Source organism: Streptomyces sp. NPDC014006, assembly GCF_043088925.1.
GTDB lineage: Bacteria > Actinomycetota > Actinomycetes > Streptomycetales > Streptomycetaceae > Streptomyces.
On sequence record NZ_JBICAJ010000001.1, the window covers coordinates 1,051,904 to 1,072,156 of the forward strand.

At 70.4% G+C, this 20,253-nt stretch carries 16 protein-coding genes; 15 read left to right on the plus strand and 1 reads right to left on the minus strand.

Features of this window, described 5'->3' with window-relative positions; all coding sequences use genetic code 11:
- The first annotated feature begins 41 nt into the window (after positions 1-41).
- From ACF1GV_RS04835 to ACF1GV_RS04905, 15 genes are all read left to right on the plus strand, one after another.
- Positions 42-611, plus strand: coding sequence for a septum formation initiator family protein (locus tag ACF1GV_RS04835; protein ID WP_391677869.1), 570 nt, complete (start codon positions 42-44; stop codon positions 609-611).
- A gap of 5 nt (positions 612-616) precedes the next feature.
- Positions 617-2,584: a peptidoglycan D,D-transpeptidase FtsI family protein gene (locus ACF1GV_RS04840; protein ID WP_391677870.1), complete on the plus strand. Its 1,968-nt coding sequence runs from the start codon at positions 617-619 to the stop codon at positions 2,582-2,584.
- A 96-nt stretch (positions 2,585-2,680) separates the two neighbouring features.
- A complete protein-coding gene (locus tag ACF1GV_RS04845) occupies positions 2,681-4,336 on the plus strand; it encodes a UDP-N-acetylmuramoyl-L-alanyl-D-glutamate--2,6-diaminopimelate ligase (protein ID WP_391677873.1) in 1,656 nt (551 codons plus the stop codon).
- A 4-nt stretch (positions 4,337-4,340) separates the two neighbouring features.
- Positions 4,341-5,756: a UDP-N-acetylmuramoyl-tripeptide--D-alanyl-D-alanine ligase gene (gene murF / locus ACF1GV_RS04850; protein WP_391677874.1), complete on the plus strand. Its 1,416-nt coding sequence runs from the start codon at positions 4,341-4,343 to the stop codon at positions 5,754-5,756.
- Entirely contained in the window at positions 5,756-6,826 is a 1,071-nt protein-coding gene (gene mraY / locus ACF1GV_RS04855) for a phospho-N-acetylmuramoyl-pentapeptide-transferase (protein ID WP_391678494.1), read from the plus strand. Before murF ends, mraY begins: the two co-directional genes overlap by 1 nt.
- On the plus strand, positions 6,808-8,241 hold the full coding sequence (gene murD, locus ACF1GV_RS04860; protein ID WP_391677875.1) for a UDP-N-acetylmuramoyl-L-alanine--D-glutamate ligase: 1,434 nt from the start codon (positions 6,808-6,810) through the stop codon (positions 8,239-8,241). Before mraY ends, murD begins: the two co-directional genes overlap by 19 nt.
- A 68-nt stretch (positions 8,242-8,309) precedes the next feature.
- Positions 8,310-9,668 carry a putative lipid II flippase FtsW gene (ftsW, locus tag ACF1GV_RS04865; protein WP_391677876.1) on the plus strand — a complete coding sequence of 453 codons (1,359 nt, stop codon included), beginning with the start codon at positions 8,310-8,312 and terminating at the stop codon, positions 9,666-9,668.
- Positions 9,669-9,674: 6 nt separating this feature from the next.
- The gene (gene murG / locus ACF1GV_RS04870; protein WP_391677879.1) at positions 9,675-10,772 is read left to right on the plus strand and encodes an undecaprenyldiphospho-muramoylpentapeptide beta-N-acetylglucosaminyltransferase; all 1,098 of its coding nucleotides are present in this window, start codon (positions 9,675-9,677) and stop codon (positions 10,770-10,772) included.
- 25 nt (positions 10,773-10,797) lie between these two features.
- Entirely contained in the window at positions 10,798-11,592 is a 795-nt protein-coding gene (locus ACF1GV_RS04875) for a cell division protein FtsQ/DivIB (protein ID WP_391677880.1), read from the plus strand.
- A gap of 278 nt (positions 11,593-11,870) precedes the next feature.
- Positions 11,871-13,076, plus strand: a complete 1,206-nt coding sequence (gene ftsZ / locus ACF1GV_RS04880; protein ID WP_391677883.1) for a cell division protein FtsZ — start codon at positions 11,871-11,873, stop codon at positions 13,074-13,076.
- Positions 13,073-13,801 carry a peptidoglycan editing factor PgeF gene (pgeF, locus tag ACF1GV_RS04885; protein WP_391677884.1) on the plus strand — a complete coding sequence of 243 codons (729 nt, stop codon included), beginning with the start codon at positions 13,073-13,075 and terminating at the stop codon, positions 13,799-13,801. The genes ftsZ and pgeF overlap by 4 nt, the downstream gene beginning before the upstream one ends.
- 5 nt (positions 13,802-13,806) lie before the next feature.
- Positions 13,807-14,526 carry a YggS family pyridoxal phosphate-dependent enzyme gene (locus ACF1GV_RS04890; protein ID WP_391677886.1) on the plus strand — a complete coding sequence of 240 codons (720 nt, stop codon included), beginning with the start codon at positions 13,807-13,809 and terminating at the stop codon, positions 14,524-14,526.
- Between the two features lie 129 nt (positions 14,527-14,655).
- Positions 14,656-15,297, plus strand: a complete 642-nt coding sequence (locus tag ACF1GV_RS04895; protein ID WP_103782991.1) for a cell division protein SepF — start codon at positions 14,656-14,658, stop codon at positions 15,295-15,297.
- A gap of 51 nt (positions 15,298-15,348) precedes the next feature.
- Positions 15,349-15,639: a YggT family protein gene (locus tag ACF1GV_RS04900; RefSeq protein ID WP_363267186.1), complete on the plus strand. Its 291-nt coding sequence runs from the start codon at positions 15,349-15,351 to the stop codon at positions 15,637-15,639.
- Positions 15,640-15,691: 52 nt separating this feature from the next.
- Entirely contained in the window at positions 15,692-16,816 is a 1,125-nt protein-coding gene (locus ACF1GV_RS04905; RefSeq protein WP_363267187.1) for a DivIVA domain-containing protein, read from the plus strand.
- 234 nt (positions 16,817-17,050) lie between these two features.
- On the opposite strand, the gene ileS is transcribed toward ACF1GV_RS04905, so the two are convergent.
- Positions 17,051-20,194, minus strand: coding sequence for an isoleucine--tRNA ligase (ileS, locus tag ACF1GV_RS04910; protein WP_391677887.1), 3,144 nt, complete (start codon positions 20,192-20,194; stop codon positions 17,051-17,053).
- Positions 20,195-20,253 lie beyond the last annotated feature (59 nt).

A 20,253-nucleotide genomic window follows, 5' to 3' on the forward strand; every position in this document is an offset into this window, starting at 1 on the left:
CGGCAGCGACCACGTGGCACAGCGAACCCGGGGGAGGGGCGATGAGTAGGAAACCCCAGCTGAAGGGGCGGGCCGCGCGGCTTGCTCGGTTGTTTCCGGCGGCGGGGCGGGGGCAGGCGGCCCGTACGCCGTTCGTCCTGCTCGTCGTCCTGCTGCTGGGCGGCGGGCTCATCGGGCTCCTCGTGCTGAACTCCGCGCTCAGCGAAGGCTCCTTCCAGCAGGACGATCTGCAGAAGGACACCAAGTCGCTCACCGACGAGGAGCAGGCCCTGCAACGCGACGTGGACGCCTACTCCGCCCCCGAGGCCCTGCAGCGCCGCGCCCGCGAGCTGGGCATGGTGCCGGGCGGCGACCCCGCCTTCCTCGGCCTTGACGGCACCGTCAAGGGCTTCCCCTCGCCCGCCGCCGCGGACCTCGAGGACGCCCCGCTCGTCATCGCCCCGGAGGCCGCCCCCACCGGCCAGGCACCGACGACACCCCCGGCGTCCCCCTCGGGCTCCCCCTCGCCGACAGCCACAGCCACAGCCACAGCGACCGCGCCCGCGGCCACCGCCCCCGCGGCGGCCGCCACCACGCCCCACACATCCCAGACGACGCCCCCCGGCAGGTGACGGAAGTGGTCGATGACTTCGGCAGGAAACCGCCGCGCCGCCGCGTGCCCGGCCCCGCCCGGCCCACCCGGCCCGCCCGATCCGGGGCGGGCCGACGGCAGCCCGGCCCGCGCGGACGTCCGGCGCCCCGCCAGTCCGTGCCACCGCGCACGCTCCGCCTCGCCAGCGCGCGCCCCCGGCTGCGCCTGGTCGGCCTCGGCCTGACCCTGGTCATGGCGGCCTTCGTCTTCCGCCTGCTGCAGGTGCAGGCGGTCGACGCCAGCACCTACGCGGCCAAGGCCGAGCAGAACCGGTACGTCGTGCACACCCTCGCGGCCGAGCGCGGCGGCATCACCGACCGCAACGGCGTGGCCCTGGCCGCGAGCGTCGACGCGTACGACATCACGGCCGACCCCACGATGTTCACCCGCAAGCAGCTCAAGATCGACGACGGTCCCGAGCAGGCGGCCGCGCTGCTCGCCCCGATCCTCGGCCAGGACCAGGCGGCCCTGGTCGAGAAGCTGCGGCCGAAGGACAAGGACCTGCGCTACGTACGGCTCGCCCTGAGCCGCACCCCGCAGGTGTGGACGCAGATCAAGGACCTCAGGCTCGCCCTCGCCAAGAAGGCCGAGACGGACAAGTCCACCGTCAACGTCCTGGCCGGCGTCTTCGCCGACCCCAGCAGCAAGCGGATCTACCCCAACGGCGATCTCGCCGCCGGGATACTGGGCTGGGTCAACGCCGACGGCCGGGGCGGCGGAGGCATCGAGCAGCAGCTGAACAAGACGCTCTCGGGCAAGGAAGGCAAGATCCGTTACGCCCAGTCAGGCGGCCGTCAGGTGCCGACCGCGGGTTCCACGGAGACGCCGGCCGTGCCCGGCTCCCAGGTCGAGCTGACCATCGACCGCGACATCCAGTGGGCCGCGCAGAACGCCATCACCGAGCAGGTGAAGAAGTCCAAGGCCGACCGCGGCTACGTCATCGTCCAGGACACCCGCACCGGTCAGATCCTCGCCATGGCCAATTCGCCCGGCTTCGACCCGGGCGACCTGCGGCACGCCGACCGCGCCGCGCTCGGCAACGCGGCCGTGCAGGACGCCTACGAGCCGGGCTCCACCGCCAAGGTGATGTCGATGGCCGCCGTACTGGAGGAGAACGTCGCCACGCCGCTCACGCACGTCGTCGTGCCGAACCGGCTGCACCGCGGCGACCGGCTCTTCCAGGACGACATCGACCACGCCACCTGGTACCTCACGCTCAACGGCGTGCTCGCCAAGTCCTCCAACATCGGCACCATCCTCGCCACCGGCCAACTCGGCAAGACCCAGCCGCAGGCGAACCGGGTGCTCTACTCCTACCTGCGCCGGTTCGGCATCGGCAGCTACAGCGGCCTCGACTTCCCCGGCGAGACCAAGGGCATCCTCGCGCCGCCCGGCCAGTGGTCGACCTCGCAGCAGTACACGATCCCTTTCGGCCAGGGCTTCTCCATCAACGCCATCCAGGCGGCGTCCGTCTACTCGACCATCGCCAACGGCGGGGTTCGCGTCGAACCCACCCTGGTCCGCGGCACCAAGGGGCCCGACGGGCGCTTCGCCCCGGCCCCGAAGCCCCGGGAAACAAGGGTCGTGAGCGCGAAGACCGCCAAGACGCTCGCCCAGATGCTTGAGTCGGTCGTGGACGACGAGCAGGGCACCGGCATCAAGGCGCGCATTCCCGGGTACCGAGTGGCGGGCAAGACCGGCACCGCCAACCGCGTGGATCCGGCCACCGGCCGCTACAAGGGCTACACCTCGTCCTTCGCCGGGTTCGCGCCTGCCGACAAGCCGCGCATCACCGTCTACTGCGCGATCCAGAACGCCACCGCGGGCAGCTACTTCGGCGGCCAGATCTGCGGCCCCATCTACAAGCAGGTGATGGAATTCGCGCTCAAGACCCTCCAGGTCCCGCCGACCGGCGCGCACCCCGCGAACCTGCCCGTCTCCTACCAGCCGTGACCGGGCCGGCCCCCGGCCCGGTCACCCACAGCCCAGACCCCCGCCAGACCCCGGACCCGACCCCTGCCGATCAGCGCGACCAGCCAGGAACGAGCCGTGACCATGATCACCCCCCAGCCCGGGAACCAGAACGCCTCCGGCCCCTCACTTCGCTCAGGGGCGGGTGCGCCCGGTACGCTCACCGCCGTGCCACACGCTGATCAGTCCCAAACCACCCAGAAGGGCGCTTCCGTGACCTATCCGGGACCGCCCCGGCCGGCCGAGGTCTCCGCCACACCCCTCGCGGACCTCGCCGACCAGCTGGGGATCCAGCAGCCGGAGAGCGCCGCGGCGGTCACGGGCATCACCCACGACTCGCGCGCGGTCCGCCCCGGCGACCTGTACGCCGCACTGCCGGGCGCCCGCGCGCACGGCGCCGACTTCGTCAGCCAGGCGGCGAGCCTGGGCGCGGCCGCGGTGCTGACCGACCCGACCGGCGCCGAGCGCGCCGCGGCCACCGGCCTGCCGGTCCTCGTGGTCGACGACCCGCGCGGACGGATGGGCGAACTGGCGGCCACGCTCTACGGTCACCCGGGCCGGGACCTGCTGCAGATCGGCATCACCGGCACCTCCGGCAAGACCACCACCGCCTACCTCGTCGAGGGCGGCCTGAAGACCGCCCGCGCCACCGGCCTCATCGGCACCGTCGAGATGCGGATCGGCGACGAGCGCATCAAGTCCGAGCGCACCACCCCCGAAGCCACCGACCTGCAGGCGCTGTTCGCGGTCATGCGCGAGCGTGGCGTCGAGGCGGTCGCCATGGAGGTCTCCAGTCACGCGCTGGTGCTCGGCCGGGTCGACGGCTGTGTCTTCGACGTCGCCGTCTTCACCAACCTCAGCCCGGAACACATGGAGTTCCACTCCGACATGGAGGACTACTTCCGGGCCAAGGCGCAGCTGTTCACCCCGAAACGCAGCAAGCGCGGCGTGGTCAACCTCGACGACGACTACGGCCGCCGGCTCGCCAAGGAGGCGACCGTCCCGGTCGTCACCTACTCCGCCGAGGGCCACCCCGACGCCGACTGGCGCGCCGAGGACGTCGAGGTCGGCACCATGGACTCGACGTTCACCGTCGTCGGGCCCGACGGGCGGCGCCTCCGGGCCAAGTCGCCGCTGCCGGGCCCCTTCAACGTGGCGAACACCCTCGCCGCCGTCGTCGCCCTCGCCACGGCCGGCCTCGATCCGCAGGCCGCCGCCGACGGCATCGCCGCCGTACCCGGTGTGCCGGGCCGCCTGGAGCGCGTCGACGCCGGGCAGCCCTACCTCGCGGTCGTCGACTACGCCCACAAGACCGACGCCGTCGAGTCCGTGCTCAAGGCGCTGCGCAAGGTCACCAAAGGCCGGCTGCACGTCGTGCTCGGCTGCGGCGGCGACCGGGACAAGACCAAGCGCGCGCCGATGGGCGCCGCCATGGCGCGGCTCGCCGACACCGCCGTACTGACCTCCGACAACCCCCGCTCCGAGGACCCGCTCGCGATCCTCGCGACCATGCTCCAGGGCGCGGCCTCGGTGCCCGCGCACGAGCGCGGCGAAGTGGTCCTCTTCGAGGACCGCGCCGCCGCCATCGCCGCGGCCGTCGACCGCGCGCAGCCCGGCGACACCGTGCTGGTCGCGGGCAAGGGGCACGAGCAGGGGCAGGACATCGCCGGGGTGGTCCGTCCCTTCGACGACCGCCAGGTGCTTCGCGAAGCAATCCAGAAGACCCAGGGATGAACCAGTGATCGCCCTCTCCCTCGCCGAGATCGCAAGCGTCGTCGGCGGGCAGACGTACGACATACCGGATCCGTCGGTGCAGGTGACCGGGCCGGTGGTCCGGGACTCCCGCGAGGTGGAGCCCGGCAGCCTCTTCGTCGCCTTCGTCGGCGAGCGCGTGGACGGCCACGACTTCGCCGAACAGGTCGCCCGGGCGGGCGCGGCCGCGGTGCTCGGCTCGCGCCCCGTCGGCGTGCCCGCGATCGTCGTGGACGACGTCCAGCGCGCCCTCGGCGCCCTCGCCCGCCATGTCGTACAACGCCTCGGCGCAACCCTCGTCGCGCTGACCGGCTCGGCGGGCAAGACCAGCACCAAGGACCTCATCGCGCAGGTGCTCCAGCGCAAGGCGCCGACGGTGTTCACCCCCGGCTCGCTCAACAACGAGATCGGGCTGCCGCTGACCGCCCTGTCCGCCACCGGGGAAACGCGGTTCCTCGTGCTGGAGATGGGCGCCCGCGGCATCGGGCACATCCGCTACCTCACCGAACTGACCCCGCCGCGGATCGGCCTCGTGCTCAACGTCGGCTCCGCGCACATCGGCGAGTTCGGCGGCCGCGAGCAGATCGCCCAGGCCAAGGGCGAACTGGTGGAGTCCCTGCCGCCCGAGGCGGAGGGCGGCGTCGCGGTCCTCAACGCCGACGACCCCTACGTCCGCGCCATGGCCTCCCGAACCAAGGCGAAGGTGCTCTTCTTCGGTGAGTCCGACGAAGCGGACGTACGCGCCGAGAACGTGCGACTCACGGACAGCGGACAGCCTTCCTTCAGGCTTCACACACCCTCCGGTGCAAGCGATGTGACAATGCGCCTGTACGGTGAGCACCACGTGTCGAACGCGCTCGCCGCGGCCGCCGTCGCCCATGAGCTGGGCATGTCCGCGGAAGAGATCGCCACCGCGCTCTCCGAGGCAGGCTCCCTCTCCCGGTGGCGTATGGAGGTCACCGAGCGCCCGGACGGCGTGACCATCGTCAACGACGCCTACAACGCCAACCCCGAGTCCATGAAGGCCGCCCTGCGTGCGCTGGTGGCCATGGGAAAGGGGCGGCGGACCTGGGCGGTGCTCGGCAAGATGGCCGAGCTCGGGGACGAGGCGCTCGCCGAGCACGACGCGGTCGGGCGGCTCGCCGTCCGGCTCAACGTCAGCAAGCTCGTCGCGGTCGGGGGCAGGGAAGCCGCCTGGCTGCAACTGGGCGCATATAACGAGGGTTCGTGGGGTGAGGAGTCGGTGCACGTGTCCGACGCACAGGCGGCGGTCGACCTGTTGCGCAGCGAGTTGCGCCCGGGGGACGTCGTACTCGTGAAGGCGTCGCGTTCGGTCGGTCTGGAAGCAGTCGCACAGGCGCTGCTCGAGACCGGTGCCGAGGGTGAGGGTGCCGCCCGATGATGAAGCAGATCCTGTTCGCAGGAGTCATTGGCCTCTTCCTCACCCTGGTCGGCACCCCGCTGCTGATCAAACTTCTCGCCCGCAAGGGATACGGCCAGTACATCCGCGACGACGGTCCGCGCGAGCACGCCAGCAAGCGCGGCACGCCGACCATGGGCGGCATCGCGTTCATACTGGCGACGGTCGCCGCCTACTTCCTGGCCAAGGTCATCACCGGCTACGCGCCGACGTACTCGGGTGTTCTGGTCCTCGGCCTGATGGTGGGCATGGGCCTGGTCGGCTTCCTCGACGACTACATCAAGATCGTCAAGCGGCGCTCGCTCGGCCTGCGGGCCAAGGCCAAGATGGCCGGCCAGCTGATCGTCGGCATCGCCTTCGCCGTGCTCTCGCTGCAGTTCGCCGACGCCCGCGGCAACACCCCGGCGTCCACCAAGCTGTCCTTCATCACCGACTTCGGCTGGACGATCGGTCCGGTGCTCTTCGTCGTGTGGGCGCTGTTCATGATCCTGGCGATGTCCAACGGCGTGAACCTCACCGACGGTCTGGACGGTCTGGCCACCGGCGCCTCCGTGCTGGTCTTCGGCGCCTACACCTTCATCGGCGTCTGGCAGTTCCAGGAGTCCTGCGCCAACGCGCTCACCCTCACCAACCCGGGCGCCTGCTACGAGGTGCGCGACCCGCTGGACCTCGCGGTGGTGGCCTCCGCGCTGATGGGTGCCTGCCTGGGCTTCCTGTGGTGGAACACGTCGCCCGCCAAGATCTTCATGGGTGACACTGGTTCGCTCGCCCTCGGCGGTGTGCTCACCGGTCTGGCCATCCTCTCCCGCACGGAGCTGCTGGTGGCCATCATGGGCGGCCTGTTCGTCCTCATCACCATGTCGGTCGTCATCCAGGTCGGCTCCTTCCGGCTCACCGGTAAGCGCGTCTTCCGGATGGCGCCACTGCAGCACCACTTCGAACTCAAGGGCTGGTCCGAGGTACTTGTGGTGGTCCGCTTCTGGATCATCCAGGGCATCTGTGTGATCGTCGGACTGGGCCTCTTCTACGCGGGATGGGCAGCGGACAAGTGACCTCCTCGGTGTCCCCGGACTTCCACGGCAAGCGCATCACCGTCGCCGGACTGGGCGTCTCCGGTATCCCGGCGGCCAAGGTGCTGCACGCGCGCGGGGCCCTCGTCACGGTCGTCAACGACGGCGACGACGCACGCGCGCGTGAGCAGGCCGCCGAACTCGAGGCGCTCGGTGTCACCGTGCGCCTCGGCGACGGCGACACCCTGCCCGAGGGCACCGAGCTGATCGTCACCGCGCCGGGCTGGAAGCCCACCAAGCCGCTCTTCCAGGCGGCGCAGAAGGCCGGCATCGAGGTCTGGGGCGACGTCGAGCTGGCCTGGCGGCTGCGCGGGCCCGACGCAGCGCCCTGGCTGTGCGTGACCGGCACCAACGGCAAGACCACCACCGTGCAGATGCTGGCCTCCATCCTGAAGGCCGCCGGGCTGCGCACCGCCGCCGTCGGCAACATCGGCGTCTCGCTGCTGGACGCCGTCCTCGGCGAGGAGACCTACGACGTCCTCGCCGTGGAGCTGTCCAGCTACCAGCTGCACTGGGCGCCCTCGCTGCGCGCCCACTCCGCGGCCGTGCTGAACCTCGCCCCGGACCACCTGGACTGGCACGGCTCCATGGAGGCGTACGCGCGCGACAAGGGCCGCATCTACGAGGGCAACCGGGTGGCCTGCGTCTACAACGTCGCCGACAAGGCGACCGAGGACCTGGTGCGCGAGGCGGACGTCGAAGAGGGCTGCCGCGCCATCGGATTCACCCTCGGCGCGCCCGCGCCCTCGCAACTCGGCGTCGTCGACGGCATCCTGGTCGACCGCGCCTTCGTGGAGATGCGGCACAAGAACGCCCAGGAGCTCGCCGAGGTCTCCGACGTCAACCCGCCCGCGCCGCACAACATCGCCAACGCCCTTGCCGCGGCGGCCCTCGCCCGCGCCTTCGGCGTTCAGCCCCGGGCCGTACGCGACGGTCTGCGGAACTTCCGCCCGGACGCGCACCGCATCGCGCACGTGGCGGACGTGGACGGCGTCGCCTACGTCGACGACTCCAAGGCCACCAACACGCACGCCGCGCAGGCCTCGTTGGCGGCATATGAGTCGATCGTATGGATTGCGGGCGGTCTGGCGAAGGGTGCGACGTTCGACGAGCTGGTCGCGGGCGCGGCGAAGCGGCTGCGCGGTGTCGTCCTCATCGGCGCCGATCGGGCCCTCATCCGGGAGGCCCTCACGCGACACGCCCCGGAAGTACCCGTCGTCGACCTCGACCGGACCGACACTGGGGCGATGCTCCAGGCTGTCCAGGAGGCCCAGCGGCTCGCCGAGCCCGGCGACACGGTGCTGCTCGCCCCGGCCTGCGCCTCCATGGACATGTTCGCCAATTACAACAAGCGTGGCGACGCGTTCGCTCAAGCCGTGTCCGAACTCGGCGCCTGACCCGGCCGCCTGGCGCCGGGCGACCTCGGAGGGACGCGTGGGACGCACGATGCGCAGCGGAGGCGCTGATGCCCAGTAGCCGTACCGGCCGGCCGCCCGTGCAGCGGGCCGTGCGCCGGCCCCCCGCCCCCCGCCAGCCGCGCGACAATGCCGTCACCCTGGCGTACGCGCGGGCGCGGCGGGCCTGGGACCGGCCACTGACCGCCTACTACCTGATCGTCGGCGGCAGCGCGCTGATCACCGTGCTCGGCCTGGTGATGGTCTACTCGGCCTCCCAGATCACCGCGCTGCAGATGGGGCTGACCGGCTCGTACTTCTTCCGCAAGCAGCTGCTGGCCGCGGTGATCGGCGGTGCGCTGCTGTACGCCGCCTCCCGGATGCCGGTGAAGCTGCACCGGGGGCTCGCCTACCCGATCCTCGCGGGCGCGGTGTTCCTGATGGCCCTGGTGCAGGTGCCGGGGATAGGGATGGCGGTCAACGGCAACCAGAACTGGATCTCGCTCGGCGGCTCCTTCCAGATCCAGCCCAGTGAGTTCGGCAAGCTGGCGCTGGTGCTGTGGGGCGCCGACCTCATGGCCCGCAAGCAGGACAAAAACCTGCTCAACCAGTGGAAGCACATGCTGGTCCCGCTGGTGCCGATGGCGTTCCTGCTGCTCGGGCTGATCATGCTCGGCGGTGACATGGGCACGGCGATCATCCTCACGGCGATCCTGTTCGGCCTGCTGTGGCTCGCGGGGGCGCCGACGCGGATGTTCGTCGGCGTGCTGTCCGTGGCGGCCACCCTCGGTGTGATCTTGATCAAGACCAGCCCCAACCGGATGGCCCGCCTGGCCTGCATCGGCGCCACCGATCCGGGGGCGGGGGACAGCTGCTGGCAGGCCGTACACGGGATCTACGCCCTCGCCTCGGGCGGACTGTTCGGTTCGGGGCTCGGTGCGAGTGTGGAAAAATGGGGCCAACTCCCAGAAGCGCACACCGACTTCATCTTCGCCGTCACCGGTGAGGAACTGGGTCTGGCGGGGACGCTGTCGGTCCTCGCCCTGTTCGCGGCTCTAGGCTATGCGGGTATCCGCGTGGCCGGACGCACGGAGGACCCCTTCGTGAGGTATGCCGCGGGAGGCGTGACCACCTGGATCACCGCCCAGGCGGTGATCAACATCGGTGCGGTGCTCGGCCTGCTGCCGATCGCCGGCGTCCCGCTCCCGCTGTTCTCCTACGGGGGCTCCGCCCTGCTGCCGACCATGTTCGCCATCGGGTTGCTGATCGCCTTCGCGCGTGACGATCCCGCTGCGCGGGCGGCGCTTGCGATGCGGCAACCCCGTTTTGGTAGAAAGCGGGGGGCCGGGGGCTCCGGGTCCGCCCGGAGTGCCCGGAGTTGGAACACGATGCGACGGCGTGCCTCGGCGCGCTCGTCCGGAGAGCGGTGAATTTCGGTGCATGTCGTACTCGCCGGCGGGGGTACCGCGGGCCACATCGAGCCCGCGCTCGCCCTCGCGGACGCCCTGCGCAGGCAGGACCCGACCGTGGGGATCACGGCCCTGGGCACGGAGCGCGGCCTGGAGACCACGCTCGTGCCGCAGCGGGGCTATGAGCTGGCGCTGATTCCGGCGGTGCCGCTGCCACGCAAGCCCACCCCCGAGCTGATCACCGTCCCGGGCCGGCTGCGCGGCACGATCAAGGCGGCCGAGCAGATCCTGGAGCGCACCAAGGCCGACGCCGTGGTCGGCTTCGGCGGATACGTCGCCCTGCCCGGCTACCTCGCCGCCAAGCGCCTCGGTGTGCCGATCGTGATCCACGAGGCGAACGCCCGCCCGGGCCTGGCCAACAAGATCGGCTCGCGGTACGCCGCCCAGGTCGCCGTCGCCACCCCGGACAGCAAGCTGAGGAACGCGCGCTACATCGGCATCCCGCTGCGCCACTCCATCGCCACCCTGGACCGGGCCGCGGTCCGCCCCGAGGCGCGCGCGATGTTCGGTCTCGACCCCAGCCTGCCGACGCTGCTGGTCTCCGGTGGTTCGCAGGGCGCCCGCCGCCTCAACGAGGTCGTCCAGCAGGTCGCGCCCTGGCTGCAGCAGGCCGGCATCCAGATCCTGCACGCGGTCGGTCCGAAGAACGAACTGCCGCAGGTCCACCAGATGCCGGGAATGCCTCCCTACGTCCCGGTAAGTTACCTGGACAGGATGGACCTCGCGTACGCCGCGGCCGACATGATGCTCTGCCGCGCGGGCGCGATGACCGTCGCCGAACTCTCCGCCGTCGGACTCCCGGCCGCCTACGTCCCGCTGCCCATCGGCAACGGCGAGCAGCGGCTGAACGCCCAGCCGGTGGTCAAGGCCGGCGGTGGTCTGCTGGTCGACGACGCGGACCTCACCCCGGAGTGGGTGCAGCACAACGTCCTGCCCGTGCTCGCCGATCCGCACCGGCTGTACCAGATGTCCCGCGCCGCCGCCGAGTTCGGCCGCCGGGACGCCGACGACCTCCTCGTCGGCATGGTGTACGAGGCGATCGCCGCCCATCGTGCACACCGTTAGGGACGTATGACGAAAGGGCAGGAGCGTGGCCGGATCGACGACCGCCGAGCGCGGGGAACGCCAGCAGGAGTCGTCCGGCCCGCCCCTGGTCCGCAGGCTGGGGCGGCGCCGGCTTCGTATGATCATCGTTCTTGCGCTGGGGTTCGTCCTGGTCGCGGCGGGAGCCCTGTGGGCGCTCTACGGTTCCCAGTGGCTGCGCGTGGACCGGGTCACCGTCTCCGGAACCCGGGAACTGACGCCGCAGCAGGTGCGTGACGTGGCGCGGGTGCCGCTCGGGGAACCCCTGGCGTCGGTCGACACCGACGCGATCGAGGCGCGGCTGCGCCGGAAACTGCTGCGGATCGACACGGTGGACGTGGCGCGTTCCTGGCCGCACGGAATCACGCTGAAAGTGACCGAGCGGACTCCGGTTCTTCTCGTGCAAAACGGTAGGAACTTCATGGAAGTGGACGCAGAAGGCGTCCGTTTTGCCGTGATTTCCGAGCCGATTAATGGCGTTCCGCTGCTGCAATTGATGACCGCTCAACCGGGTTCCGCCACCGCGAGCCTGCGCCGTTTCGGCGAGGGCCGGCTGGTGCGCGCGGCGGTGTCCGTGGCGGGCTCCCTCCCGGCCGCCGTGGCGCACGAGACCCGTGTGGTCAAGGTCCGTTCCTATGACGACATCTCGCTGGAGCTGGGCGGCAACCGCACGGTGGCCTGGGGGAGTGCCGAGAAGGGGTCCCTGAAGGCCCGTACCCTCATCGCGCTGATGAAAGCCGCACCGCGTGCACGGCACTTCGACGTGAGTGTCCCCACCGCCCCGGCGTCAGCGGGGAGTTGACGCACATCCGCGCAGGCCAGCACCCTGGTTGGGCAGCGCTACGGCTGATCACATAGGGTGAAAAGAAAAACGGGAGGTTCGGCGTGTTCGTTGAACGTGCGCCACTTGTCGACTTAGTGTCCTGTTCAGAGGACTCCAAGGAACAGACACACTGGTAACCCTAAACTTCAGGGTTAGGGTTCGGGTCGGCGATTCGGACCGTCCCATTCGGCATCAGTCGCCGGAGCGCGCCACAACGCGAGACGGCGACACGTAACTCGAGGCGAGAGGCCTTCGACGTGGCAGCACCGCAGAACTACCTCGCAGTCATCAAAGTCATCGGTGTCGGCGGCGGTGGTGTCAATGCCATCAACCGGATGATCGAGGTCGGTCTCAAGGGCGTCGAGTTCATCGCCATCAACACCGACGCGCAAGCTCTGTTGATGAGCGACGCCGACGTCAAGCTCGACGTCGGCCGTGAACTCACCCGGGGACTCGGCGCCGGAGCCAATCCGGCCGTCGGCCGCAAGGCCGCCGAGGATCACCGTGAGGAGATCGAGGAGGTCCTCAAGGGGGCCGACATGGTCTTCGTGACGGCCGGTGAAGGCGGCGGCACCGGCACCGGCGGCGCACCCGTCGTGGCCAACATCGCACGCTCGCTCGGCGCCCTCACCATCGGCGTGGTCACACGCCCGTTCACCTTCGAGGGACGGCGCCGCGCGAACCAGGCCGAGGACGGCATCGCCGAACTCCGCGAAGAGGTCGACACCCTCATCGTCATCCCCAACGACCGGCTGCTGTCCATCTCGGACCGCCAGGTCTCGGTCCTGGACGCCTTCAAGTCGGCCGACCAGGTCCTGCTCTCCGGTGTCCAGGGCATCACCGACCTCATCACCACCCCCGGCCTGATCAACCTCGACTTCGCCGACGTCAAGTCGGTCATGTCCGAGGCCGGTTCGGCGCTGATGGGCATCGGCTCGGCCCGCGGCGACGACCGCGCGGTGGCCGCGGCCGAGATGGCGATCTCCTCCCCGCTGCTGGAGGCGTCCATCGACGGCGCCCGCGGCGTGCTGCTGTCCATCTCCGGCGGCTCCGACCTCGGCCTGTTCGAGATCAACGAGGCCGCCCAGCTGGTCAGCGAGGCCGCCCACCCCGAGGCCAACATCATCTTCGGTGCCGTCATCGACGACGCCCTCGGTGACGAGGTCCGGGTCACCGTGATCGCGGCCGGCTTCGACGGCGGCCAGCCCCCGGCCAAGCGGGACAACGTCCTCGGCTCCTCCTCGGCCAAGCGCGAGGAGCCCGCTCCGGTACGGCAGCCCGAGAGCCGCCCGTCCTTCGGCTCGCTCGGGAGCGTCAAGCCCAAGGAGGAGCCGGAGCCCGCTCCCGCTCCCGCCCCCGAGCCCGCGCCCGACATCCCGGTCGCCCCGCCCATCACCCCGGCGCCGCGGAGCTACTCGGACAGCGCGGCCGAGGAACTGGACGTCCCGGACTTCCTGAAGTGATAGGACAGCGCGACACCGTGAACGGCGCGCACTTCGCCTTCACCGACCGGTGGGGCGGGGTGAGCGCCGTTCCGTACGAGGAGCTCAACCTCGGCGGCGCGGTCGGCGACGACCCCGACGCCGTCACCACCAACCGTGAGCTGGCCGCGAAGTCGCTCGGACTGGACGCGGCGCGGGTGGTGTGGATGAACCAGGTGCACGGCGACGACGTCGCCGTGGTCGACGGGCCGTGGGGCGAGCGACCCGTGCCGGAGGTGGACGCGATCGTCACCACCCGGCGCGGCCTCGCCCTCGCCGTGCTCACCGCCGACTGCACTCCGGTCCTGCTCGCCGACCCGGTCGCCGGGGTCGTCGCCGCGGCCCACGCCGGCCGGCCCGGCATGGTCGCCGGGGTCGTGCCCGCGGCGCTACGCGCGATGATGGACCTGGGCGCCGAGCCGTCCCGGATCGTCGCCCGCACCGGACCAGCGGTGTGCGGCCGGTGCTACGAGGTGCCCGAGGAGATGCGCGCCGAAGTGACCGCCGTCGAACCGGCGGCGTACGCCGAGACGAGCTGGGGCACACCGGCGCTCGATGTGAGCGCCGGCGTGCATGCCCAGCTCGAGCGGCTCGGGGTGCGCGACCGGGAGCACTCGCCGGTGTGCACGCGCGAGTCGCGCGACCACTTCTCGTACCGCCGTGACCGCACCACCGGGCGGCTCGCGGGCTATGTGTGGCTGGACTGATGGGCATGACGGACCGCAAGGACGAACTCGCCGGGAATCTGGCGAAGGTGGAGGAGCGCATCGCCGCCGCGTGCGCGGCGGCCGGGCGCCCGCGTGACGAGGTGACCCTGATCGTGGTCACCAAGACCTATCCGGCGGGTGACGTGCGGATTCTCGCGGAGCTCGGGGTGCGCCATGTCGCGGAGAACCGCGACCAGGACGCGGCGCCCAAGGCTGCCGAGTGCGCGGATCTGCCCCTCTCGTGGCACTTCGTCGGTCAGTTGCAGACCAACAAGGTACGTTCCGTGGTCGGTTATGCCGATCTCGTGCAGTCCGTCGACCGAGCCAAGCTCGTCACGGCTCTGTCGAAGGAGGCCGTGCGGGCCGGTCGGGAGATCGGCTGCCTCCTCCAGGTCGCGCTCGACGCGGGCGCGAGCGGGAGGGGGGAGCGCGGGGGCGTGGCTCCCGCCGGAATCGAAGAGTTGGCCGACCTCGTCGCCGCCTCGCCGGGGCTGCGGCTCGACGGCCTGATGACCGTCGCCCCGCTCACCGGGGAGTACGCCGGTCGCCAACGCGCGGCGTTCGAGCGGTTGATGGATTTGTCGACTGACCTGCGCCGGACCCATCCGACTGCAACCATGGTCTCGGCAGGGATGAGTGCGGACCTCGAGGAGGCCGTGGCGGTCGGGGCGACACACGTGCGCGTCGGTACGGCGGTACTCGGAGTCCGCCCCAGGCTCCGGTAACGTCGCCAAGAAGTCGGACCACAGCAGAAAATATGGTCATTTCCGCTGAAAAGCGGGCAGAAGGACCACGTGGATCGCAGGCACTCGGCAGGCGTCAGCCGATCCACCACAGAGCGGAGGACTCAGAGCATGGCCGGCGCGATGCGCAAGATGGCGGTCTACCTCGGCCTCGTGGAGGACGATGGGTACGACGGCCGGGGATTCGACCCCGATGACGACTTCGAGCCCGAGCTGGACCCGGAGCCCGAGCGGGATCACCGACGGCACGAGCCGTCCCACCAGTCTCACGGTGCGCATCAGTCCCAAAGGGACGAAGAGGTGCGAATCGTCCAACCGCCCGCCCCGCGTGAGCCGGTGGCACGCGCCGCTTCGCTCCCCGCGGAATCCAGCCGCCCGGCGCGCATCGCGCCCGTGTCATCCATCACACAAGAACGTCAGTCCCTGGAGAAGAACGCACCGGTGATCATGCCCAAGGTCGTGTCGGAACGAGAGCCGTACCGGATCACCACACTTCACCCGCGGACCTACAACGAGGCCCGTACCATCGGGGAACACTTCCGTGAGGGCACCCCGGTGATCATGAATCTGACTGAGATGGATGACACAGACGCGAAGCGACTTGTCGACTTTGCGGCCGGTTTGGTGTTTGGTCTTCACGGCAGCATCGAGCGGGTGACGCAGAAGGTGTTCCTGTTGTCGCCTGCTAACGTCGATGTCACGGCGGAGGACAAGGCCCGCATCGCAGAAGGCGGGTTCTTCAACCAGAGCTGAGACGCACGACCGGAAACGCAGTACGAAACAGGGGAGAGGGAAGCACCAGCCATGAGCGTGTTCGCGCAGGTGATCTACATCGCGCTGATGGTGTTCCTCGTCGTGCTGATCTTCCGGTTGGTCATGGACTACGTCTTCCAGTTCGCCCGCTCGTGGCAACCCGGCAAGGCGATGGTGGTCGTCCTGGAGGCCACCTACACTGTCACCGATCCACCGTTGAAGCTTCTGCGGCGGTTCATTCCGCCGCTGCGTCTCGGGGGCGTGGCGCTCGACCTGTCCTTCTTCGTACTGATGATCATCGTCTACATCCTGATCTCCATCGTGGGCAGCTTCGCGAGGTGAATGTGGACGATACGGTCTTGCCGACTGCCGATGACTACGTTGAGGTGAAGAGATGCCGTTGACCCCCGAGGACGTGCGGAACAAGCAGTTCACGACCGTCCGCCTCCGAGAAGGCTATGACGAGGACGAGGTCGATGCCTTCCTCGACGAGGTCGAAGCCGAACTGACCCGCCTGCTCCGCGAGAACGAGGACCTGCGCGCCAAGCTGGCCGCCGCCACGCGCGCGGCCGCGCAGAACCAGCAGAACATGCGCAAGCCTCAGGACCAGCAGGACCAGCAGCAGCAGCCGCCGCAGGGCATGCGAGGTCCCGGCCAGCCGGTGCCCGCCGGAATATCGGGCCCGCCGCAGCAGCAGATGGGCGGCCCCATGGGCGGCCCGCCCCAGCTGCCGAGCGGTGCCCCGCAGCTGCCGGCCGGTCCGGGCGGTCAGGGTCCGCAGGGTCCCGGCCAGATGGGTCCCGGTCCGATGGGCCAGGGTCCGATGCAGGGCCAGATGGGCCCCGGCGGCCCGATGGGTGGCCCCATGGGCGGCCCCGGTCCGATGGGTCAGGGTCCCGGCGGAATGGGTCAGGGCCCCGGTGGCGACAGTGCCGCCCGTGTCCTGTCGCTGGCCCAGCAGACCGCCGACCAGGCGATCGCCGAGGCCCGTCAGGAGGCCAACAAGATCGTCGGCGAGGCGCGTTCGCGTGCCGAGGGTCTCGAGCGTGACGCCCGTGCCAAGGCCGACGCCCTGGAGCGGGACGCGCAGGAGAAGCACCGTGTCGCCATGGGCTCCCTGGAGTCCGCGCGCGCCACGCTGGAGCGCAAGGTCGAGGACCTGCGCGGCTTCGAGCGCGAGTACCGCACGCGACTGAAGTCGTACCTGGAGTCGCAGCTGCGTCAGCTGGAGACCCAGGCCGACGACTCGCTGGCCCCGCCGCGCACCCCGGCGACGGCGTCGCTGCCGCCGTCGCCGGCGCCCTCCATGGCTCCGGCCGGCGCGAGCGCCCCGTCGTACGGTGGCAACCAGACGATGGGCGGCAACTCCGGCCCGTCTGGCCCGTCCTACGGCGGCCAGCAGCAGATGTCGCCGGCGATGACCCAGCCGATGGCGCCGGTCCGCCCGCAGGGCCCGTCCCCGATGGGCCAGGCCCCGTCGCCGATGCGCGGTTTCCTGATCGACGAGGACGACAACTGACGGGCCGCTGAGGCGAGTACGACAACGGCGTCGGCAACGTCACTAGGGCGGGCCCCCCGGACTTCGGTCCTGGGGGCCCGCCCTTTTTACGCGGGTTGCGTCTGAGGTACCGGTGCAGGTGACCGCCTCTGAGGGGCGCGGGGAACCGCGCACAGTGGTCAGGCCAACGGGACAGACCAAGAAGGGCCCGATCCCCTCACTTGGAGACCGGGCCCTTCTCGATCCGCTCGGCGCTTACGCCTTCCGCAGCCGGAACGTGAGCGACAGTCCCTCGTCGGTGAACGGCTCACCGAAGCGGTCGTCCGCCTCGCCCTGGGCGAAGTCGGTCGACAGGACCTCCTCGGCGATCAGTTCCGCATGCTCGGCCAGTGCGGCGATCACCGCCGGGTCGGTCGAGACCCACCGCAGCGCGATCCGGTCCGCGACATCCAGGCCGCTGTTCTTGCGGGCCTCCTGGATCAGGCGGATCGCGTCACGGGCCAGGCCCGCCTGCCGCAGCCCCTCCGTGATCTCCAGGTCCAGCGCCACCGTGGCGCCGGAGTCGGAGGCCACCGACCAGCCCTCACGCGGCGTCTCCGTGATGATCACCTCGTCCGGAGCCAGCTCGACCGTCTCGCCGTCGACCTCGACCGACGCCCTGCCCTCGCGCAGCGCCAGCGACAGCGCAGCCGCGTCGGCGTTCGCGATCGCCTTCGCCACGTCCTGCACCCGCTTGCCGAACCGCTTGCCCAGCGCCCGGAAGTTCGCCTTCGCCGTGGTGTCGACCAGCGAGCCACCGACTTCGGACAGCGAGGCAAGGGCGGAGACGTTCAGCTCCTCGGTGATCTGCGTGTGCAGTTCCGGGTCTAGCGCGTCGAAGCCCGCCGCAGCGATCAGCGCGCGGGACAGCGGCTGACGCGTCTTCACGCCGGACTCCGCGCGCGTGGCGCGGCCCAGCTCCACCAGCCGGCGGACCAGGACCATCTGCTGCGACAGCCGCGGGTCGATCGCCGACAGGTCCGCCTCGGGCCAGCCGGACAGATGCACGGACTCCGGCGCACCCGGGGTGACCGGGACGATCAGGTCCTGCCACACCCGCTCGGTGATGAACGGGGTGATCGGCGCCATCAGCTTGGTGACCGTCTCCAGCACCTCGTGCAGCGTGCGCAGCGCCGCCTTGTCGCCCTGCCAGAACCGGCGGCGCGAGCGGCGCACGTACCAGTTCGACAGGTCGTCGACGAACGCCGACAGCAGCTTGCCGGCGCGCTGGGTGTCGTACGCCTCCAGCGCCTGGGTGACCTGGTCGGTCAGCGCGTGCAGCTCGCTCAGCAGCCAGCGGTCCAGCAGCGGGCGCTCGGCCGGCGCCGGGTCGGCCTCGCTGGGCGCCCAGCCGGACGTGCGCGCGTACAAGGCCTGGAAGGCGACCGTGTTCCAGTACGTGAGGAGCGTCTTGCGGACGACCTCCTGGATGGTGCCGTGGCCCACGCGGCGCGCCGCCCACGGGGAGCCGCCGGCCGCCATGAACCAGCGCACCGCGTCCGCGCCGTGCTGGTCCATGAGCGGGATCGGCTGCAGGATGTTGCCCAGGTGCTTGGACATCTTGCGGCCGTCCTCGGCGAGGATGTGGCCCAGGCAGACGACGTTCTCGTACGACGACTGGTCGAAGACGAGCGTGCCGACCGCCATCAGCGTGTAGAACCAGCCGCGGGTCTGGTCGATCGCCTCGGAGATGAACTGCGCCGGGTACCGGCTCTCGAACAGCTCCTTGTTCTTGTACGGGTAGCCCCACTGCGCGAACGGCATCGAACCCGAGTCGTACCAGGCGTCGATGACCTCCGGCACGCGCGTGGCCGTCGCGCCGCAGCCCTCGTGCGGGCAGGCGAAGGTCACGTCGTCGATGTACGGACGGTGCGGGTCCAGCTCGGACTGGTCGGTGCCGGACAGCTCGGACAGCTCCGCGCGGGAGCCGACGCAGGTGAGGTGGCCGTCCTCGCAGCGCCAGATCGGCAGCGGCGTGCCCCAGTAGCGGTTGCGGGAGAGCGCCCAGTCGATGTTGTTGTTCAGCCAGTCGCCGAAGCGGCCGTGCTTGACCGTCTCCGGGAACCAGTTGGTCTTCTCGTTCTCCGCGATCAGGCGGTCCTTGATCGCCGTGGTGCGGATGTACCAGGACGGCTGCGCGTAGTACAGCAGCGCGGTGTGGCAGCGCCAGCAGTGCGGGTAGCTGTGCTCGTACGGCAGGTGCTTGAAGAGCAGGCCGCGCTCGCCGAGGTCCTCGGTGAGCTTCTCGTCGGCCTTCTTGAAGAAGATTCCGCCGACCAGCGGGACGTCCTCCTCGAAGGTGCCGTCCGGGCGGACCGGGTTGACCACCGGCAGGCCGTAGGAGCGGCAGACCTTGAGGTCGTCCTCACCGAAGGCGGGGGACTGGTGGACCAGACCCGTACCGTCCTCGGTGGTCACGTACTCGGCGTTCACCACGAAGTGCGCAGGCTCCGGGAACTCGACGAGCTCGAAGGGGCGCTGGTAGGCCCAGCGCTCCATCTCGGCGCCGGTGAAGGTCTGGCCGGTGCTCTCCCAGCCCTCGCCGAGGGCCTTGGCGAGCAGCGGCTCGGCGACGACGAGCTTCTCCTCGCCGTCGGTGGCGACGACGTAGGTGACCTCGGGGTGTGCGGCGACGGCCGTGTTGGACACCAGGGTCCACGGGGTCGTCGTCCACACCAGCAGCGCGGCCTCGCCGGCCAGCGGGCCGGAGGTCAGCGGGAAGCGGACGTACACCGACGGGTCGATGACCGTCTCGTAGCCCTGGGCCAGCTCGTGGTCGGACAGGCCGGTGCCGCACCGCGGGCACCAGGGGGCGACGCGGTAGTCCTGGACGAGGAGACCCTTGTTGAAGATCTCCTTCAGAGACCACCACACGGACTCCACGTACTCGGGGTCCATGGTCCGGTAGGCGTCGTCGAGGTCGACCCAGTAGCCCATTCGCGTCGTCAGCTCGGCGAACGCGTCGGTGTGCCGGGTCACGGACTCGCGGCACTTGTCGTTGAACGCGGCGATGCCGTACGCCTCGATGTCCTGCTTGCCGGAGAAGCCCAGCTCCTTCTCCACCGCCAGCTCCACCGGCAGGCCGTGGCAGTCCCAGCCGGCCTTGCGGCCCACGTGGTAGCCGCGCATGGTGCGGAAGCGGGGGAAGACGTCCTTGAAGACGCGCGCCTCGATGTGGTGCGCGCCGGGCATGCCGTTGGCGGTGGGCGGGCCCTCGTAGAACACCCATTCGGGGCGGCCCTCGGACTGCTCCAGGCTCTTGGCGAAGATCTTGTGCTCGCGCCAGAAGTCGAGCACGGCGTGCTCGAGCGCGGGCAGGTCGACCTGGGCGGGCACCTGGCGGTACGTCGGCGCTGTCATCTGCGAGCTTCCTCCAACGGACTTTCTGTCTTCCGTCGGAGGGACGAGAGCCTGTCGTG